The 17088-nt window shown below is 67.6% G+C and carries 17 protein-coding genes; 11 read left to right on the forward strand and 6 right to left on the reverse strand.

Annotated elements, in window-relative coordinates:
- From mdcA to HUX88_RS04670, 7 genes are read left to right on the forward strand one after another with little or no spacing between them, the layout of a single operon-like run.
- On the forward strand, nucleotides 1-1653 hold the full coding sequence (gene mdcA / locus HUX88_RS04640) for a malonate decarboxylase subunit alpha (RefSeq protein WP_176360986.1): 1653 nt from the start codon (nucleotides 1-3) through the stop codon (nucleotides 1651-1653).
- A 10-nt stretch (nucleotides 1654-1663) separates the two neighbouring features.
- On the forward strand, nucleotides 1664-1978 hold the full coding sequence (gene mdcC, locus HUX88_RS04645; RefSeq protein WP_176360987.1) for a malonate decarboxylase acyl carrier protein: 315 nt from the start codon (nucleotides 1664-1666) through the stop codon (nucleotides 1976-1978).
- Entirely contained in the window at nucleotides 1975-2868 is an 894-nt protein-coding gene (locus HUX88_RS04650; protein WP_176360988.1) for a biotin-independent malonate decarboxylase subunit beta, read from the forward strand. Before mdcC ends, HUX88_RS04650 begins: the two co-directional genes overlap by 4 nt.
- Before the next feature lies 1 nt (nucleotide 2869).
- Nucleotides 2870-3586, forward strand: a complete 717-nt coding sequence (gene mdcE, locus HUX88_RS04655; protein ID WP_117015595.1) for a biotin-independent malonate decarboxylase subunit gamma — start codon at nucleotides 2870-2872, stop codon at nucleotides 3584-3586.
- The gene (mdcG, locus tag HUX88_RS04660; protein ID WP_229219196.1) at nucleotides 3570-4271 is read left to right on the forward strand and encodes a malonate decarboxylase holo-[acyl-carrier-protein] synthase; all 702 of its coding nucleotides are present in this window, start codon (nucleotides 3570-3572) and stop codon (nucleotides 4269-4271) included. Before mdcE ends, mdcG begins: the two co-directional genes overlap by 17 nt.
- Nucleotides 4271-5185, forward strand: a complete 915-nt coding sequence (gene mdcB, locus HUX88_RS04665) for a triphosphoribosyl-dephospho-CoA synthase MdcB (RefSeq protein WP_176360989.1) — start codon at nucleotides 4271-4273, stop codon at nucleotides 5183-5185. Before mdcG ends, mdcB begins: the two co-directional genes overlap by 1 nt.
- Nucleotides 5182-6108: an ACP S-malonyltransferase gene (locus tag HUX88_RS04670; protein WP_176360990.1), complete on the forward strand. Its 927-nt coding sequence runs from the start codon at nucleotides 5182-5184 to the stop codon at nucleotides 6106-6108. Before mdcB ends, HUX88_RS04670 begins: the two co-directional genes overlap by 4 nt.
- Before the next feature lie 13 nt (nucleotides 6109-6121).
- On the opposite strand, the gene trxC is transcribed toward HUX88_RS04670, so the two are convergent.
- The 6 genes from trxC to HUX88_RS04700 all read right to left on the reverse strand — a co-directional run bounded on the left by trxC (nucleotide 6122) and on the right by HUX88_RS04700 (nucleotide 12665).
- Nucleotides 6122-6583, reverse strand: a complete 462-nt coding sequence (trxC, locus tag HUX88_RS04675; RefSeq protein ID WP_161083229.1) for a thioredoxin TrxC — start codon at nucleotides 6581-6583, stop codon at nucleotides 6122-6124.
- 123 nt (nucleotides 6584-6706) lie between these two features.
- Entirely contained in the window at nucleotides 6707-7354 is a 648-nt protein-coding gene (locus HUX88_RS04680; RefSeq protein ID WP_117015591.1) for a phasin family protein, read from the reverse strand.
- Nucleotides 7355-7543: 189 nt separating this feature from the next.
- Nucleotides 7544-9118 carry a hypothetical protein gene (locus HUX88_RS04685; RefSeq protein WP_176360991.1) on the reverse strand — a complete coding sequence of 525 codons (1575 nt, stop codon included), beginning with the start codon at nucleotides 9116-9118 and terminating at the stop codon, nucleotides 7544-7546.
- A complete protein-coding gene (locus HUX88_RS04690; RefSeq protein ID WP_117015589.1) occupies nucleotides 9115-9984 on the reverse strand; it encodes an ABC transporter ATP-binding protein in 870 nt (289 codons plus the stop codon). The genes HUX88_RS04685 and HUX88_RS04690 overlap by 4 nt, the downstream gene beginning before the upstream one ends.
- Nucleotides 9985-10070: 86 nt before the next feature.
- Nucleotides 10071-11705 carry an OFA family MFS transporter gene (locus HUX88_RS04695; RefSeq protein ID WP_176360992.1) on the reverse strand — a complete coding sequence of 545 codons (1635 nt, stop codon included), beginning with the start codon at nucleotides 11703-11705 and terminating at the stop codon, nucleotides 10071-10073.
- Nucleotides 11706-11795: 90 nt separating this feature from the next.
- Nucleotides 11796-12665, reverse strand: a complete 870-nt coding sequence (locus HUX88_RS04700; RefSeq protein ID WP_176360993.1) for an ABC transporter substrate-binding protein — start codon at nucleotides 12663-12665, stop codon at nucleotides 11796-11798.
- Between the two features lie 144 nt (nucleotides 12666-12809).
- Between HUX88_RS04700 and HUX88_RS04705 the strand changes: the two genes are divergently transcribed.
- Genes HUX88_RS04705 through HUX88_RS04720 form a run of 4 tightly spaced genes read left to right on the forward strand, consistent with a single transcriptional unit; the run spans nucleotide 12810 to nucleotide 17086 of the window.
- Complete coding sequence (locus HUX88_RS04705; RefSeq protein ID WP_117015586.1) at nucleotides 12810-13136, forward strand: flagellar basal body rod C-terminal domain-containing protein; 327 nt, start codon at nucleotides 12810-12812, stop codon at nucleotides 13134-13136.
- Nucleotides 13137-13185: 49 nt separating this feature from the next.
- Nucleotides 13186-14340 carry an acyl-CoA dehydrogenase family protein gene (locus tag HUX88_RS04710; RefSeq protein ID WP_176360994.1) on the forward strand — a complete coding sequence of 385 codons (1155 nt, stop codon included), beginning with the start codon at nucleotides 13186-13188 and terminating at the stop codon, nucleotides 14338-14340.
- Nucleotides 14340-15914 carry a class I adenylate-forming enzyme family protein gene (locus HUX88_RS04715; protein WP_176360995.1) on the forward strand — a complete coding sequence of 525 codons (1575 nt, stop codon included), beginning with the start codon at nucleotides 14340-14342 and terminating at the stop codon, nucleotides 15912-15914. Before HUX88_RS04710 ends, HUX88_RS04715 begins: the two co-directional genes overlap by 1 nt.
- Nucleotides 15915-15931: 17 nt before the next feature.
- Nucleotides 15932-17086, forward strand: coding sequence for an ABC transporter substrate-binding protein (locus HUX88_RS04720; protein WP_176360996.1), 1155 nt, complete (start codon nucleotides 15932-15934; stop codon nucleotides 17084-17086).
- Nucleotides 17087-17088: the final 2 nt, after the last annotated feature.

The raw sequence follows: 17088 nt of genomic DNA on the forward strand, positions 1-17088 counted from the left end.
ATGAACTGGAACACCCTGCAGCAGAACCGCGCCGCGCGCTTGCAGCGGGCGCGCGGCGCCCTGGGTAATGAACTGGACGGCAAGAGCCTGCCGGCCGCGCGCGTCGCCGACCTGCTGCACGCGGCGCTGGAGTGCGGCGACCGCGTCTGCCTGGAAGGGAACAACCAGAAGCAGGCCGACTTCCTCGGCCACGCGCTGGCCAACCTGGACCCGGCGCGCATCAACAACCTGCACATGCTGCAGTCGGTGCTGGCGCTGCCGGAGCACCTCGACGTGTTCGAGCGCGGCGTCGCCTCGCGGCTGGACTTCTCGTTCTCCGGCCCGCAGGCGGTGCGCGTGGCGCGGCTGGCCTCCGCCGGCAAGCTCAATATCGGCGCCATCCACACCTACCTGGAGCTGTTCAGCCGCTACTTCATCGACCTGCCGCCGCGCGTCTGCCTGATCGCGGCGGAGGCGGCCGACCGCCACGGCAACCTGTACACCGGCCCGAACACCGAGGACACGCCGGCCATCGTCGAAGCTACCGCCTTCAAGCAGGGCATCGTCATCGTGCAGGTCAACCGCATCGTGGACACCGTGCCGCGCGTGGACGTGCCGGGGGACTGGGTCGATTTCGTCGTGCAGTCGCCGCGCCCCTACTACATCGAGCCGCTGTTCACGCGCGATCCGGCGCAGATCTCCGAGATCCAGGTGCTGATGGCGATGATGGCCATCAAGGGCATCTACGCCGAGTATGGCGTGCAGCGCCTGAACCACGGCATCGGCTTCGACACCGCCGCCATCGAGCTGCTGCTGCCGACCTACGCCGAGTCGCTGGGCCTGCGCGGCAAGATCGGCAAGCACTGGGCGCTCAATCCGCACCCGGCGCTGATCCCGGCCATTGAAGCGGGCTTCGTGCAGTCGGTGCATTCCTTCGGCTCGGAGCTGGGCATGGAGGACTACATTCATGCGCGGCCGGACGTCTTCGCCATCGGCCCGGACGGCACCATGCGCAGCAACCGCGCCATGTGTCAGGCCGCCGGCCACTACGCCTGCGACATGTTCATCGGCTCGACGCTGCAGATCGATTTGCAGGGCAATTCATCGACCGCCACGGCGGGCCGCATCTCCGGCTTCGGCGGCGCCTCCAACATGGGCGCTGACGCGCGCGGACGGCGCCACGCCAGCCCGGCGTGGCTGAAGGCGGGCGAGCAGGCGCGCGCGGGCCGCAACACCATCCCGCGCGGCCAGAAGCTGGTGGTGCAGATGGTGGAGACCTTCCGCGAGCATATGCAGCCGGCCTTCGTGGAGAAGCTCGACGCGTGGGAGCTGATGGAACAAGCCAAGATGGCGATACCGCCGGTGATGATCTACGGCGACGATGTCAGCCACATCCTGACCGAGGAAGGCATCGCCAACCTGCTGATGTGCCGCACCGACGAGGAGCGCGAGCAGGCGATACGCGGCGTGGCGGGCTACACGCCGGTCGGCCTGGCGCGCGACAAGCGGATGGTGGAGAACCTGCGCGACCGGGGCATCATCCAGCGCGCGGAGGATCTGGGCATCGACAAACGCATGGCCACGCGCGACCTGCTGGCCGCCCGCAATATGAAAGACCTGGTGCGCGCATCGGGTGGCTTGTACCAGCCGCCCAAGCGTTTCCGCAACTGGTGAGGAGCTGACAATGGAAACACTGAACTACCGATTCGAACAAGGCACGCAGCGCCTGAAGGCCGCGCCGCACGTGGTGGGCGTGGTCGGTTCCGGCAATCTGGAAGTGCTGATCGAACCGGCCGACCTGGCCGGCGCCTGCACCATCGAGATCACCACCGCCGCCGTCGGCTTCGGGCCGATCTGGGAAGCGGTGATGCGCGACTTCCACCAGCGCTGGCTGCTGGCCGATACCCGCATCTCCATCAACGACATGGGCGCCACGCCCGCCGTGGTCAGCCTGCGCATGGACCAGGCGGTGCAGACCATGCTGGGAGAATCGCAATGAGCAGCTACCAGGAAGCGAACGCGCGCGAGCGTCTGCAGCAGCTGTTCGATCCGCACAGCTTCGAGGAATTCCTGCCGCCGTCGGAGCGCATCGTCAGCCCCCACCTGGGGCAGCTGAACGCGCCGGTGGCGTTTGACGACGGCGTCGCAGTCGGCCGCGCGAAGCTGGGCGGCGTGACCGTCTACGCGGCGGCGCAGGAAGGTGGATTCATGGGCGGCGCGGTCGGCGAGGTGCACGGCGCCAAGCTGGTCGGCCTGCTGCGGCGCGCGGTGCGCGACCAGGTGGCGGCGGTGGTGCTGCTGGTGGAATCGGGCGGCGTGCGCCTGCATGAAGCCAACGCCGGCCTGATCGCGGTGTCGGAAGTGATGCGCGCATTGCTGGACGTGCGCGCAGCCGGCATCCCCGTGGTGGTGCTGGTGGGCGGCTCGAACGGCGCCTTTGGCGGCATGGGCATCGTCTCGCGCTGCGCCAACGTGGTGGTGATGTCGGAGGAAGGCCGGCTGGCGATGTCCGGCCCGGAAGTGATCGAGACCGCCAGCGGCGTCGAGGAATTCGATTCGCGCGACCGTGCGCTGGTGTGGCGCACCAGCGGCGGCAAGCACCGCTACCTGATGGGCGATTGCCAGCGCATCGTGGCCGACGATATCGCCGCCTTCCGCGAAGCCGCCCGCGAGGCGCTGGCCGCGCTGGCGGGCCGGCCGGTGGAGCTGACGCTGGAGGCGCTGGAGGCCGAGCAGCAGATGCTGGACGAACGCATCGCCCGCTTCGGCGCCCTGCCCGATCCGGTCGACATCTGGAGTGCGATGCACATCGCGGATGCGGCCAATATCCCGATGCTCGATGTGGACAGTTTTATCGCGGCCGCCGGCCAGCACCGTTTGGGAGTCTGAGATGGATTGGAAAAAACTGGCTGACACGCTGTTCCCGCAAGGGCACGCCATCGTCGAGCAGGACGATTTCCTGTGCGGCAGCGCGCAGGTGGATGGACAGGCGGTGGCGGTGATCGGCACCACGGCCCATACGCCGATCGGCGTGGAGATCGCGATGGCGCAGGCCAAGGCCATCCTGCGCACGGTGCGCGAATTCCCCGGCATGCCGATACTGATGCTGGTCGATACGCAGGGCCAGCGCCTGCGCCACCGCGACGAGATGTTGGGCATTAACAGCTACATGGCGCACCTGGGCAAATGCGTGGACCTGGCGCGGCGCAAGGGGCACAAGATCATCGGCCTGGTGTACGACCAGGCGCTGTCCGGAGGCTTCATCACCAGCGGCCTGCTGGCCGACGCCTGCTACGCCCTGCCCGACGCCACCATCCGCGTCATGGGCTTGCCGGCGATGGCGCGCATCACCAAGGTGCCGGAGGAGCGCTTGACGGAACTGGCGCAAAGTAATCCGGTGTTCGCGCCGGGGCCGGAGAACTATCTGCGCATGGGCGGACTCGAAGCGATCTGGGAAGGCGACCTGGCCGCGCACTTGCGCGCCGCGCTGGCCGCGCCGGCCAATGGCGACCAGCGCAGCGCCCTGGGCCTGCAACGAGGCGGCCGGCGCTGGGCGCAGCCGGTGATCGATGCAGTGATGACCGACAGCCATGTCCGCGTTGCCTGAACCGGCGCGGACGATGCAGGCCGCCGGGCGCGGCCTGGAACGGCATATGCTGGTGTGGCTGTCCGAGGCGGGCTGGCAGGAGGTGATGCGCGTGGCCGAGCCGAGGCACAAGGCCGCGCTGACGCTGTGGCAGGGACAGGACTGGCCTGCCGTGGTGCGGCGCGTCGACATCGATGCGCCGCCGGACGAGATCTGTCTCGGCCTGCCGCTGCCGCCGGACGAGGACACCGGCGAGAAGGTGCGTATATCGCTGCGCGCGCAGACGGCGGAAATCAGCAGGACATCGCCGGCGGTGGAGCTGCGCGCGGCCTTGCGCAGCGCTGGATCGTGGCGCGAGTCGCTGACGGCGCTGGAGAGCGAGACGGCGCACCTGCACCTGCGCATCTACGGATCGATGGCGATGCAGGCGCTGACTGGGCTCCTTTATTTGACGCCGACCTCGGACATCGACATCCTGTTCCATCCGCGCAGCCGGGAAGAGCTGCATGACGGCGTGGCGCTGCTCTCGCGGCACGCGACGCACGTTCCGCTCGACGGCGAGATCGTGTTCCCCGGCGGGCAGGCGGTGTCGTGGAAGGAGTGGCGCACGGCGATGGACAATCCGGCCAGGGTGATCGTCAAGGAACTGCATGGGGTGCGGCTGGTGGATACGGCGTCGCTGCTGGCGACGTTGGAGGATAGCTGATGCGCGCCATCCGCACAAACGTGCGCCGACGCTTGCCGGTACCGATGCCGAATGCGGAGGATCGCAAAGCGCGGCGCAGCTTTGCCGGCGACGTGGCGCGGATGGCGGTCGGCAGCCTGCACGCGGAGCTTTGCCTGTATCCGAAGCCGGGATTGGTATCGCCGGTGGACACCGGCAGCCATGACGACATGGACGCGCAGACCTTCATGCGCAGCCTGTTCTCGCTGCGTCACTACTTTAAAAAAATCTGCCTGGCGGGATGGGACGACGCGCCGTTCGCGCGGCTCAAGCAGTTGGGCATCGAAGCCGAGGCGGCGATGCTCAAGGCGACGCACGGCATCAACACGCATCGCGGCGCGATCTTCAGCCTTGGCCTGCTGTGCGCCACCGCCGGACGCGCCCGTGCACAAGGCACGCCGATGACGCCCGCCGCGCTGCGCGCCGCCATGCTGATACGCTGGGGCGGCGAGCTGGCCATGCACGCGGCGCCGCCGGAGGAAAACAGCAACGGCCTGCGCGTGGCGGCGCTGTATGCGGTCAGCGGCGCGCGGGAGGAAGGCGCGCTCGGGCTACCGTCGGTGTTCGACATCGGCGTGCCGGCGTTGCAGGCAGCGCGCGCACGCGGCGCACGCATGACGCATGCGCGCATCGACACCCTGTTCACGCTGATGGCCTCCATCAACGACAGCAACGTCTATCACCGCGCCGGCCCGCAAGGCGCGCAGGCCGTGCGCGCACATGCGCAACGCTTCATCGACCTTGGCGGCACGGCCAACGCCGAGTGGCATGCCGAGGCATTGGCCAGCCATCGGGAGTTCGTGCGGCAGCGCCTGTCGCCGGGCGGCGCGGCGGATCTGCTGGCGGCCAGCTGCCTGGTGCACGCCTTCGCCTCGCTGGATCGCGGACGGGCATGACTATGTCCTACGGCGCGCATTCCCGCCTGCTGCTGCTCTGCCCCGGCCAGGGCGGCCAGCACGCGGCGATGTTCGACCTGGCCCGCAGCAGCCCCGCCGGCGACGCCACCGCCGGCACGCTGCTGGCCGGCCTGGCGCTGGCCGGCGATGCGGACATCTACGCCAACCGCAACGCCCAGCCGCTGATCGTCGCGGCCACGCTGGCGATGTGGGAATCGATCCGCGCGTTCGCGCCGCAGCCCGCGCTGGTGGCCGGCTACAGCATCGGCGAGCTGGCCGCATACGGTGTCGTTGGAGCCTGCCCGCCGGAGACTGCGGTGCGGCTGGCCGTCGAACGCGCACGGCTGATGGACGGCTGCGCCCTCGCCCTGCCCGGCCAGACGCTGACGGCCATCTCCGGCCTGGCGCTGCCGCGCGTGGCGGTCCTGCTGGCCGAACACGATTTTTACATGAGCATAGAAAACGGCGACGACGCCTGCATCGCCGGCGGCCCGGCCGCGAGCGCCGAAGCACTGGAGCGCGCCGTACACGCGGCAGGAGGACGCAGCACGCGTCTGCCGGTGGAAGTAGCCTCGCACACGCGCTACATGCAAGCGGCCGTGGCCCCGTTCGCGACGGCCTTGCAGCAGGTGGAATTCAAGCCGATGGTCGCGCCGGTATTGTCCGGCATCGGCGCGACGGCCGTCACCACCAAGGCGCAGGCGGTGGACCAGCTCTCGCGCCAGCTGGCGGAAACCATCCACTGGGCCGGCTGCATGGACGCCGCCGCCGAAGCCGGCATCACCTACGCGCTGGAGCTTGGCCCGGGCGCCGCGCTATCGCGCATGCTGCAGAGCCGCCACCCGCACATCAACACGCGCTCCGTGGCCGATTTCCGCACGCTGGACGGCATCCGCAAATGGCTGGAGCGCGTCGCCGAATAAGCGGCGGCAAACCTCAACCGCGATTATTCTGCGTCGCCCACGCGACGATATTTGCCGCGTCCATCGCGCCCGGCTGGCGCGCCACTTCGCGCCCGCCCTTGAACAGCGCCAGCGTGGGTATGCTGCGGATCGCATAGCGCGCCGCCAGTTCCTGGGCTTCCTCGGTGTTGAGCTTGACCACGCGGAACTGCGGCTCCAGCCGCTGCGTGGCCTGCGTATAGAACGGCGCCATGGTCCGGCACGGGCCGCACCAGGGCGCCCAGAAATCCACCAGCACCGGAATGTCGCTGCGCTCGATATGCTTGAGAAAGCGCGCGGCCGACAAGTCCACCGGCTGGCCGGTGAACAGCGCCTTCTGGCACTTGCCGCACACGGGCTGCTGGGCCAGTTTGGCGGCGGGCACGCGGTTGACGGCGTCGCAATGCGGGCAAACGATGTGCAGCGATTCAGGCTGCGCGGCGGCGGTATTGGTCATCTTTATCTCCAGACAGCGTCAAGCCGCCCATGATAAAGCATGGACAAAAAAAAATGCCGCGGCGCGCGACGGGGGATCGCACGGCGCGGCGGGAATCAGGGCTTATCGGCCCCGTCGCCCGTCTCAGGTTTCCTTGCGGGCGCCAGTCTGTTTGCTGGCTTGAGCAGCTTGAGCGGCGGTTTGGGCCTGCGAGGCTTGCCCGCCTTGCATGCTGCCTTCGCGGCCTTCACGGCTTTCGGTGCCGTTATGGCCGGCGCTCTGCATGGTCGAGGTGCCGCGCATTTCATTGCCGCGCGATTGACGCATGCCGTCCGTGTGCGAGACGAAAGGATCGGAGAAGCGCTCCACCGCGTCCTGATGGCTGCGCAGCGTTTTTTCCGTTTCTTCCGACGTCACGCGCGCCACTTCGTCCGCCAGCGCCTTGGCGGTGCGGCTGGTTTCCTGCACGTGTTCCTCCGCCACTTTGGACAAGTCGACCTGGGTGTCGGCGGCGATGCGCGACAGGTGCTGCTGGTAGGCGCGCAGCTTTTCCGCTGTGGGCTGGGCGTGGGCGGCGGCGGCGGCGATCGCCTCCGTCGGACGGTGCGCGGTGATGATCTGCTGGCCCGTCATCGTGCTTTCTTCCAGCAGGGTTTGAGCCAATTGAATGTTCAGGTCGCTGTACTGCTGCACAGTGCGGAACAAGGACTTCGACATGTCGTTAAAGAACGACAACTGAGCTTCCATATGGGTTTTGGCTGCCGGGGTGACAGATTGGGAAAATGGATACATAGATTTGCCTCGAAAAGAAAGTAAAAGGATGGCCTGGGGAGTGTCGAACCGGTTTCGACGCCGCGTTGGCAGCGCGAATGCCAAGGCTACGTTAGACAGTCCCGCGACATCTGATCTAGATCAAACGTGCGGGATGCACATCGCCGGATCCCCGCAATCAGGATTACTCCAGAGCCACACCTTCTTCATTCAATCGCGCGCGGCGCGCCACCTTTCATGCCAGAGGCCACCCGTGGCCAGCGCCAAGCCCAGCAGCAACTGCACACCCACCGTTTGCGGCGTGGCGACGCCGTTGAAGCCGACCACGTCCAGCACGGGCACCTTGGTCGCCTGTGTCGCGACGTACATGCCAAACAGAAACAGTGCGAGGAAGACGCGGCTGCTGCGGCTGGTGCTCCCGAGCACGCTGGCGGCGCCGGCCAGCGCCAGCACGCCGGTCAGCAACGCGGCGGCGCGCAGTGGCACCGCCATCGTCCAGCGCAGCAACACCGGCGCGGTGAACAGCAGCGCCAACATGCAGGACGCCAGCAACTGCGCGCCATAACGGCGCCCGCCGCCGCCTGGCGCCGTGCCGCTCATCGCGTCCACGTCGTGCTGATGGTCGCGCACGCTGATCTCGCTCACCAGCACGCCCCAGACGGCGATGGCCGCGACGATCACGCCGCCCAGCGCCGCCGCCGGCAGCACGCAGCCGACGATCCACAGCACCAGCGCCGCCATTACCGCCGCCGGATTGGACACCAGCGTCAGCGCCAGCACCGCCAGCGCCTGGCCGGCCATGCCCGGCACGCGCGCGGCCAGGCCGAACAGCGGACGCACCAGCCGCAGCAACGGCCGCAGCAGGCGATTGGCCAGGGCCAGCGGCGACCAGCGGCCGCCGCCCGGTGCGCGCACCTTGACGCGGTCCGGCGCGAAGCGATGGAACAGCCATTGGGCCGGCAACAGCGGCAACAAGGCCACCAGCGCGCAACCGAAGCGCGTGGCCGTCAGCTGCGCGCTCCACAGCCAGGTGGGCAGCACCAGCGGCGCCAGCGCCGGATTGAATTCGCCGCCACCGATGGTGAAATTGGAAGTGTGCAGTATCGCCTTCACGGTCAGCACCGACGCGCCCATGCCGGAAAAATCGATCAGCAGCAACGGCGACCATAAGCCATTGCTCTCAGCGGTCAACGCAATGGGTGCCGCCAACTGCGCCACGTAGAGGATGAAGTACAACACGTCGCCCCGCTTGCCCATCAGCGGCGCCCACGCGTCGCACAGCAGCGCCATCGCGGTGGTGAAGAACACCAGCGGCAGCAACAGCACCGCGAAGGTCTGCAGATAGACCAGCGGCTGGATCGGCCCCTGGCCACGCACCATGTGCAGCACCAGCATGGTCAACATGAAGATGAACAGCAGTCCGCACAGGTAGGCCACGCCGCCCAGCCAGCGGCCGAACAGGAACACGGCGTTGCTGACCGGCGTGGCCGCCAGCACCGCGCCGGCGCCGCTGCGCACATCCTCGCTCATGCGCCCGCGCACCAGGTAGAAGCCGGCCAGCCCGAAAAACAGGCCGCCCAGCGCCGCGCTGCCGAAGGCCAGGCAGCTGCTGGTGTAGGCCACGCGCGTGTCGTCGGCGGTGATCATCGCCACGCCCCTGGCCGGATCGCCCACCATCACCCAGGTCAGCGCGATCAGCGCCAGCACGGCCACCAGCGTGCCGGTGCGGCGCATGCGCAGCCGCACCTCGGTCAGCAGCAACAGCTTCAGTGCCAGCGCGTTCATGCCGCCGCTTCCTGCACGGCGTAGCGCTGCGTCATCAGCGCTTCCTCCAGCGTCGGTTCGGCCGGCACCGCGCCGGCGCACGGCGAGGACGCGTGGGCGATGCGCAGGCTGATGCCGTGCTCATTGCGCTGCGCCTGCAGCACCTGCACCTCGCCGCGCAGGGCCTCGTAGTGTTGCGCCTCCACCGTGACCGACCACACCTTGCTGCGCGCGTCGCGCACGAAGCTGTCCGGCGTGTCGTAGGCCATCAGCCTGCCCTTGTTCATGATGGCCAGGTGGCTCGCCATGTTCTCGATATCGGAGACGATGTGGGTCGACACGATCACCAGCTTGCGGAAGCCGATCTCCGACAGCAGGTGGCGGAAGCGCAGCCGCTCCTCGGGATCGAGGCCGGCGGTCGGCTCGTCGACGATCAGCACATCGGGATCGTTGAGCAGCGCCTGGGCGATGCCGAGCCGGCGCCGCATGCCGCCCGAGAAGCCGGCCGCCTGCCGGTTCGCATGCTCGTGCAGGTTGACCATCTCCAGCAGCAGCCGCAGGCGGGCCGGATCGCGCACGCCCTTCAACGCCGCGAAGTACTGCAGGAACTCCAGCGCCGTCAGGTTCGGATACACGCCGAAGTCCTGCGGCAGGAAGCCCAATCGGCCGCGTATGGCGTCGGGCTGCTTGACGATGTCGGCGCCGTCGAACAGGATCTGGCCACTGGTCGGCCGGGTCAGCGTGGCGATCATCTGCATCAGCGAGGTCTTGCCCGCGCCGTTATGGCCGATCAGGCCGACCACGCCGGCCGGCAAATTCAGACTGACGTCGTCGACCGCCCGCACGTTCTTCGCATAAGTTTTAACGACGTTGCGTAATTCAAGCATGTACCAAGGGCTCCCGAAAATGAAAGCGGGGCCGGCCCGGCACGATGCCGGACCAGCCCCGCGAACTGGCGCCCTATTCTACTGTGTTATTTAAATAACACGGCAGCTTTTTGCACCGTCAGCCACACGCCGATCGCCAGCGGAATGCCGACCGCCAGCCAGCCGAAGGCCACGGCGGCGGGACTGGTCACGCCGTTCGACGCGACCGCCGTGCCGCTCGATGCGGCGGCGTCGCGCTCGTGCGCCAGCTTCTTCTCGGCGGCCAGTTCGGCCTCGGTCATGAAGTGCTTGTCGGCCACCGGGCGCACCATCAGGTTGCACAGCAGGCCAAGCACCAGCAGGCCGGCCAGCACGTACATGGTGATGTCGTAGGCCTGCGCCTTCGGCACGCCGTGCGCGATCTGGTATTCGCGGATGTAGGTCACCAGCAGAGGACCGAACACGCCGGCCACCGACCACGCGGTCAGCAGGCGGCCGTGGATCGCACCCACCATCTGGGCGCCGAACAAGTCGGCCAGGTACGCCGGCACGGTGGCGAAGCCACCGCCGTACATCGACAGGATGATGCAGAAGAAGCCGACGAACAGCGCCAGCTGCCCGCCGTGCGCCATCGACGGCACCAGGCCATACAGCGCGATGCCCAGCACCAGGAAGATGCCGTAGGTGGCCTTGCGGCCCAGGTAGTCCGAGCACGAGGCCCAGACGAAGCGGCCGCCGATGTTAAACAGCGACAGCAGGCCGGTGAAGCCGGCCGCGATGGCGGCGATCTGGCCCTTCTGCGCCAGCGTCAAATCGTTGAACGCGACGTTCACGCCCAGCAGCCGGCCGGCGAAGATCTCCTGCAGCAGCGGCGAGGCCATGCCCAGGATGCCGATACCGGCCGTCACGTTCAGGCACAGCACCAGCCACACCAGCCAGAATTGCGGGATGCCCCACACCTTGCTGGCGTGGACGTGGCGGCTGGTGATCATGGTGTTGGCGCTGGCCTTGGCCGGCGGCGTCCAGCCGGCCGGTTTCCAGCCGGTCGGCGGCACGCGGTACGACAGCGCGCCGGCCAGCATGAAGACGAAGTAGATCGCCGCCATCACCAGGAAGGTCTGCCACACGCCGACCGAATCGGCCGTCGCGAAGAACTTCATCAGCTTGTCGGCCAATGGCGCGCCGATCATCGCGCCGCCGCCGAAGCCCATGATGGCCATGCCGGTCGCCATGCCGCGCCGGTCCGGGAACCATTTGATCAGCGTGGACACGGGCGAGATGTAGCCCAGCCCCAGGCCGATGCCGCCGATCACGCCGGAGCCCAGCCACATCAGCCAGATCTGGTGCTGGTACACGCCCAGCGCCGAGATCACCAGGCCGCCGCACCAGCACAGCGCCGACACCACGCCGGCCTTGCGCGGGCCGGCGTGCTCCAGCCAGCCGCCGAACAGCCAGGCGGACAGGCCGAGGAAGACGAAGAACATCGTGTACATCCAGCCCAGCATGGAGATCTGCCAGTCGCAGGTGGACGACAGTATCCGGGCCATCAGGTCCATGTCGGCCGGACAGGCCAGCGCCTCCTTGATGCCGAGCGCGCGCGACAGCGGCAGCCAGAACACCGAGAAGCCGTACGCCATGCCGATGCACAGGTGGATCGCCAGCGCCGCGGGCGGCACCAACCAACGATTGAAACCGGACCCCGCCACCGTCCGTTCCTTTTCCAGAAAATCAAATATTGCCATCTAAAGCCCCTTATATTTTCATGTAACTAAAGTACATGTTTCACCCATGCAACTACGGGCGGGAGGGTAGCATAAAGATAGCGAGTTGTCCTACGGACGGCGTTTCAAATCGGCCGGGGTGAACCACAGCTCCTTGCGCGCCAGCGGAGTCTGCGGCGGCAACAGCGGATTGGGCAGCTCGATCACCCGGCGCCGGTCGAACCTGGCCTTGCGCAGCAGGCTGGCGAAGTGCTGGTCGAACAGGCGCGCAAAGCTGCCGTCGGCCAGCGCCGTTTCCAGGCCGGCCCGCACCGCCTCGGCCAGGGCCGGGTTGTCGCGATTGACGAAAAAGTAATCGGCGGTGACATAGTGCAGCACGATATACGGATCGATTGCCAGCTCGGGATGGCGCGCCGCCTCGGCCCAGATCTCGTAGGCCGAGCGCGGCGCCCAGTCGATCCGCCCGGCGTTCAGCATGCCGAACAAGCCGTTGTAGGCGGCCAGCGCATGCACTTGCAGGCCGCTGTGGCGCAGGATGCGCAGGTCCGGCCAGTCATGCCCCTGGGCGGTGGAAAACCTCTTCAGGTCGTCCACCGAGCGCACTTCGCGCAGCAATTCCTTGCGGTCGCCGCGCAGCAGGACGAAGCGCCAGCCGATCAGGCCGCGCGTCATCGGTATCCGCACCGGCAGCAGCGCCTGCTCACGCTCGACCGAGGTCATGGTGCCGACGATGTCGATGCGGCCGGAGCCGGACTGCAATTCCACCAGCGCGCGGTTCTGCTGCATGCGGGTCGGCGACAACTCCACCCGGTACAAGCCGCCCGACTTGGCCAGCGCCAGTTGCAACAGCGCCAGGCCGTACTCGCCGCGCTCATCGTCGGCGCTCTCGGCCCTGGGATAATGCACCACGATGGGTTCGGCCCCGGCCGCCGCCGCGAGCAGCATCAGGCAGGCGCACAGCAGCCGGCGTAACTTAGGCATGTAACATTTCCGCAAAAGTAACTCTCCGACAATACTCACCCAGTTGCATGGCGACGTCAAGCCTGCCGAATTTTTAATCAAACACGTGCAATGCCCGGCGCCCCGGTGTACACTAGCTTTAATTGCCGAAAGGAAATATCGATCATGGCCATCGCCGCACTCAGTTCAGGAGTCACCGGACTCAACGCCGCCGAACGCGCGTTGGGCAACAGCGCGCACGCGATCGCCAATACCGGCACCCAGGGCTTCCAGCCGGCGCAGGCCGTGTTCAAGGAAAACGCCCCGGCCGGCAGCGGCGTGTCGATCTCCTTCCAGGCGCAGCAACTGCAGGCGGCGGACGCGCCCAGCGCCACCGACCTCGCCACCGAAACCACCAACTCGCTGGTCTACAAGGCGCAATTCGATCTGTCGGCCAAGGTGATACAAGCCGCCGACCAGAATATCGGGACGCTAATCAACACCAAAGCTTGACAGGGTCTGGCCGAATCGGCACATTGAAGTCTGCCGAAAAGGGAGACCCATGATAAGAGACCAGGAAACGCTCAACATCCTGTTGGACAGCATCCGCCGCTTCGTGCGCGAACAGCTGGTGCCGCACGAGCAGCAAGTGGCCGAAACCGACGAGATCCCCCCGGCGCTGGTGGCGCAGATGCGCGAACTGGGCCTGTTCGGCCTCTCCATCCCCGAACAATACGGCGGCCTGGGTCTGACGATGGAGGAGGAAGTGCTGGCCGCGTTTGAAATCGCCCGCACCTCGCCCGCCTTCCGCTCGCTGTTCGGCACCAACAACGGCATCGGCTCGCAGGGCATCCTGATCGACGGCACCGAGGACCAGAAGAACGCCTGGCTGCCGCGCATGGCCTCCGGCGAAATCGTCGGCTCCTTCGCGCTGACCGAGCCGGGATACGGCTCCGACGCCGGCTCGCTCGCCACCTCCGCCGTGCGCGACGGCGACCACTACGTCATCAACGGCACCAAGCGATACATCACCAACGCGCCGGAGGCCGGCGTGTTCACCGTGATGGCGCGCACCGACGCCACGCGCAAGGGACCGGGCGGCGTGTCGGCCTTCATCGTCGAACGCGGCACGCCCGGCATCTCGCTCGGCAAAAAGGACAGAAAGATGGGCCAGCAAGGCGCCCATACCTGCGACGTGATCCTCGAGAACTGCCGCGTGCCGGCCGCCTGCATCATCGGCGGCAAGGAGGGCCAGGGCTTCAAGACCGCGATGAAGGTGCTGGACAAGGGCCGCCTGCACATCTCCGCCATCTGCGTGGGCGTGGCCGAGCGCATGCTGGAGGACGCGCTGCGCTACGCCATGGAGCGCCAGCAGTTCGGCCAGCCCATCGCCGAGTTCCAGCTGATCCAGGCCATGCTGGCCGACAGCAAGGCCGAGATCTACGCCGCCCGCAGCATGGTGCTGGACGCCGCCCGCCGCCGCGACAACGGCGAGGACATCCCGACCGAAGCCTCGTGCTGCAAGCTGTTCGCCTCCGAGATGTGCGGCCGCGTGGCCGACCGCTCGGTGCAGATCCACGGCGGCGCCGGCTACGTGTCGGACTACGCGGCCGAGCGCTTCTACCGCGACGTGCGCCTGTTCCGCATCTACGAAGGCACCTCGCAGATCCAGCAGCTGGTCATCGCCCGCAACATGATCAAGGCGGCCGGGGCCTGATGGAGGCCCTCGACACCGGCCGCCTGCTTGCCACGCTGCCCGCGCGCCTGGGCGGCATCCCGCGCCGCTGGGCCGAACGCGCGCCGCAGGCGCCGGCGCTGCACGACGGCGCGCGCCACTGGTCCTACGCCGAGCTGACGGCAGCCATCGACGAAACCGCGAACCTGCTGCGCGCGCTGGAAGTGCGGCCCGGCGACCGACTGATGGTGGTCGGCGAAAACTGCGCCGCGCAGGTGGCGCTGATCTTCGCCGCGGCCGACATCGACGCGTGGATCGTCAACGTCAACGGCCGCCTGTCGGCGCGCGAGGTGGACCAGATCCTGGGCCATAGCGGCGCGCGGCGGGTGATCTACCTGGCGGCGCCGGGCGATGGCTCGGCATCGGCGCCCCTCCCCGCCTCGCCGGAATCCGCCGCGCACGGCCAGCGCCATGCTGCCGTGCCCACGCCCTCGCCGTTCGGCACATGGATGATCGGTGCGCTCAACGCCCACTGCGCGCCGGAGCCGGTGCACGCCGATCCGGCGCAACAGGTGGCGGCGCTGATCTACACCACCGGCACCACCGGCCAGCCCAAGGGCGTGATGCTCACGCACCGCAACCTGCTGTTCATCGCCGCAGTCTCCAGTACCCTGCGCGGCCTCACGCCCACCGACCGCGCCTACGGCGTGCTGCCCATCACCCACGTCTACGGCCTGGCCTCGGTCATGCTGGGCACCCTGTACGCGGGCGCCTGCCTGTACCTGTGCCCGCGCTTCGCGCCGGAGGCCGTGCTGAAGGCGATCCGCGACGACGGCCTGACCATCCTGCAAGGCGTGCCCGCCATGTACGCGCGACTGCTGGAGCAGCTGGGCGGCGCCGGTGAACCGCTGGCGTCGCGGCTGCGCTTCATCTACGCCGGCGGCTCGCCGCTGGCGCCCAGCCTGAAGGCGCAGGTGCAGCAGCTGTTTGGCCTGCCGCTGCACAACGGCTACGGCATGACCGAGACCTCGCCCACCATCAGCCAGACCCGCCTCGACCAACCGCGCGACGACGCTTCGGTGGGTCAGGTCATCCCCGGCGTCGAAGTGCGGCTGGTGGATGCCGGCGGCGACGACGTGGCGCCCGGCGAGGACGGCGAACTGTGGGTGCGCGGCCCGAACATCATGGCCGGCTACTACCGTGAGCCCGAACTGACGGCGGCGGCGATGCGCGACGGCGGCTGGCTCAATACCGGCGACGTCGCGCGGCAGGATGCCGACGGCGCGCTGTTCATCGTCGGCCGCACCAAGGAGCTGATCATCCGTTCCGGCTTCAACGTCTATCCGCTGGAAGTGGAGACGGTGCTCAACGCCCATCCGGCGGTGACGCAATCGGCGGTGGTCGGCCGCAACGCCGACGACGGCAACGAGGAAGTGGTGGCCTTCGTCGAGATCGACCCGCGCCACCGCGTCACGCCCGAGGAATTGCAGCAGTACCTGGCGGGCCTGCTGTCGCCGTACAAATGCCCGTCCGAGATCATCGAAATGCAAGCCCTGCCCGCAGCGGCAACCGGAAAAATCTTGAAAGGACAGCTGCGGCAACTGGCACAAAAATAACCACAAGGGAGACTGGAATGAAAAACATCACAATCGCGGCGCTGACCGCGATGGCACTGGCTGGCGGCGCACAAGCAGAGGAATTCACGGTCGGCGCGGAGCTGCCGCTCACCGGCACGCTGGCCCGCGTGGGCTCCGGCATGCAGGAGGGCGTGCTGGTGGCCGCCGAGGTATTCAACAAGACCAACGGCAAGCACAAGATCAAGATCGTCACCATCGACGACGAATCGGCGCCGGCCAAGGCGGTGGCCGCGGTGGAGAAGCTGGCCAGCCAGGGCGCGGTGGCGATTACCGGCGGCTACGGCTCCAACAACATATCCCCCGCCTCCGACGCTGCCAACAAACTGGGGCTGGTCTACATCACCTCCGGTGGCGTGGACGACAGCCTGGTCAACAGCGGCCGCAAGAACTTCTTCCGCATTAATAACACCGCCGGCTACGAGAAGGCCGTGCAGGGACTCCTGGCCGACATGGGCGCGAAATCCGTGTCCATCATCTTCTCGACCAAGGAGGCCACGTCCGACCTGGCCAACTCGGTGCAGAAGGCGCTGACGGCCAAGGGTATCAAGGCCACCACGCATTCCTTCGATCCGGCCATCACCGACTTCAAGCCGATCATCAACAAGATCAAGCTGCAGGACAAATCGGAAGCGATCCTGATGGTCGGCTACGAAAACGACTACGTCGGCATCCTGCGCGCCGCGCGGGTGCTCAAGCCGCCCGTCAAGGCCATGATCGGCGTGTGGTCGCTGGCCACGCCCAAGATGGCCGCCGAGTTCCCGGACCTGATGCCCAATGTGTACGGCACCGCGCTGCTGCCCTTCCCCGCCGTCTTCGACACCGCCGACGGCAAGGCCTTCGCCGACACCTACAAGGCGCTGTACAAGAAGGAGCCGGACTACCTCGGCCAGTTCGGCTACGTGCAATCGATGCTGCTGTTCGAGGCCATCGCCCGCGCCGCCGACAAGGGCACGGTGAAGAAAGGCGGCGTGGCCGAAGAGCTGCGCAAGACCGACCGCGAAACGCTGATCGGCCGCGTGCAGTTCGGCGCCAACGGCGACAACCCCAACTTCGTGCACCGCATGGGCCAGCACCAGGGCAAGAACATCGTCATCGTCTGGCCCCGCGAGACGGCGACCGGCAAGATGGTGTATCCGGGCCTGCCCTGGTAAGC

The sequence above is a fragment of the Duganella sp. BJB1802 genome (assembly GCF_013369445.1).
In the GTDB taxonomy this organism is placed as follows: domain Bacteria; phylum Pseudomonadota; class Gammaproteobacteria; order Burkholderiales; family Burkholderiaceae_D; genus Rugamonas; species Rugamonas vulcania_A.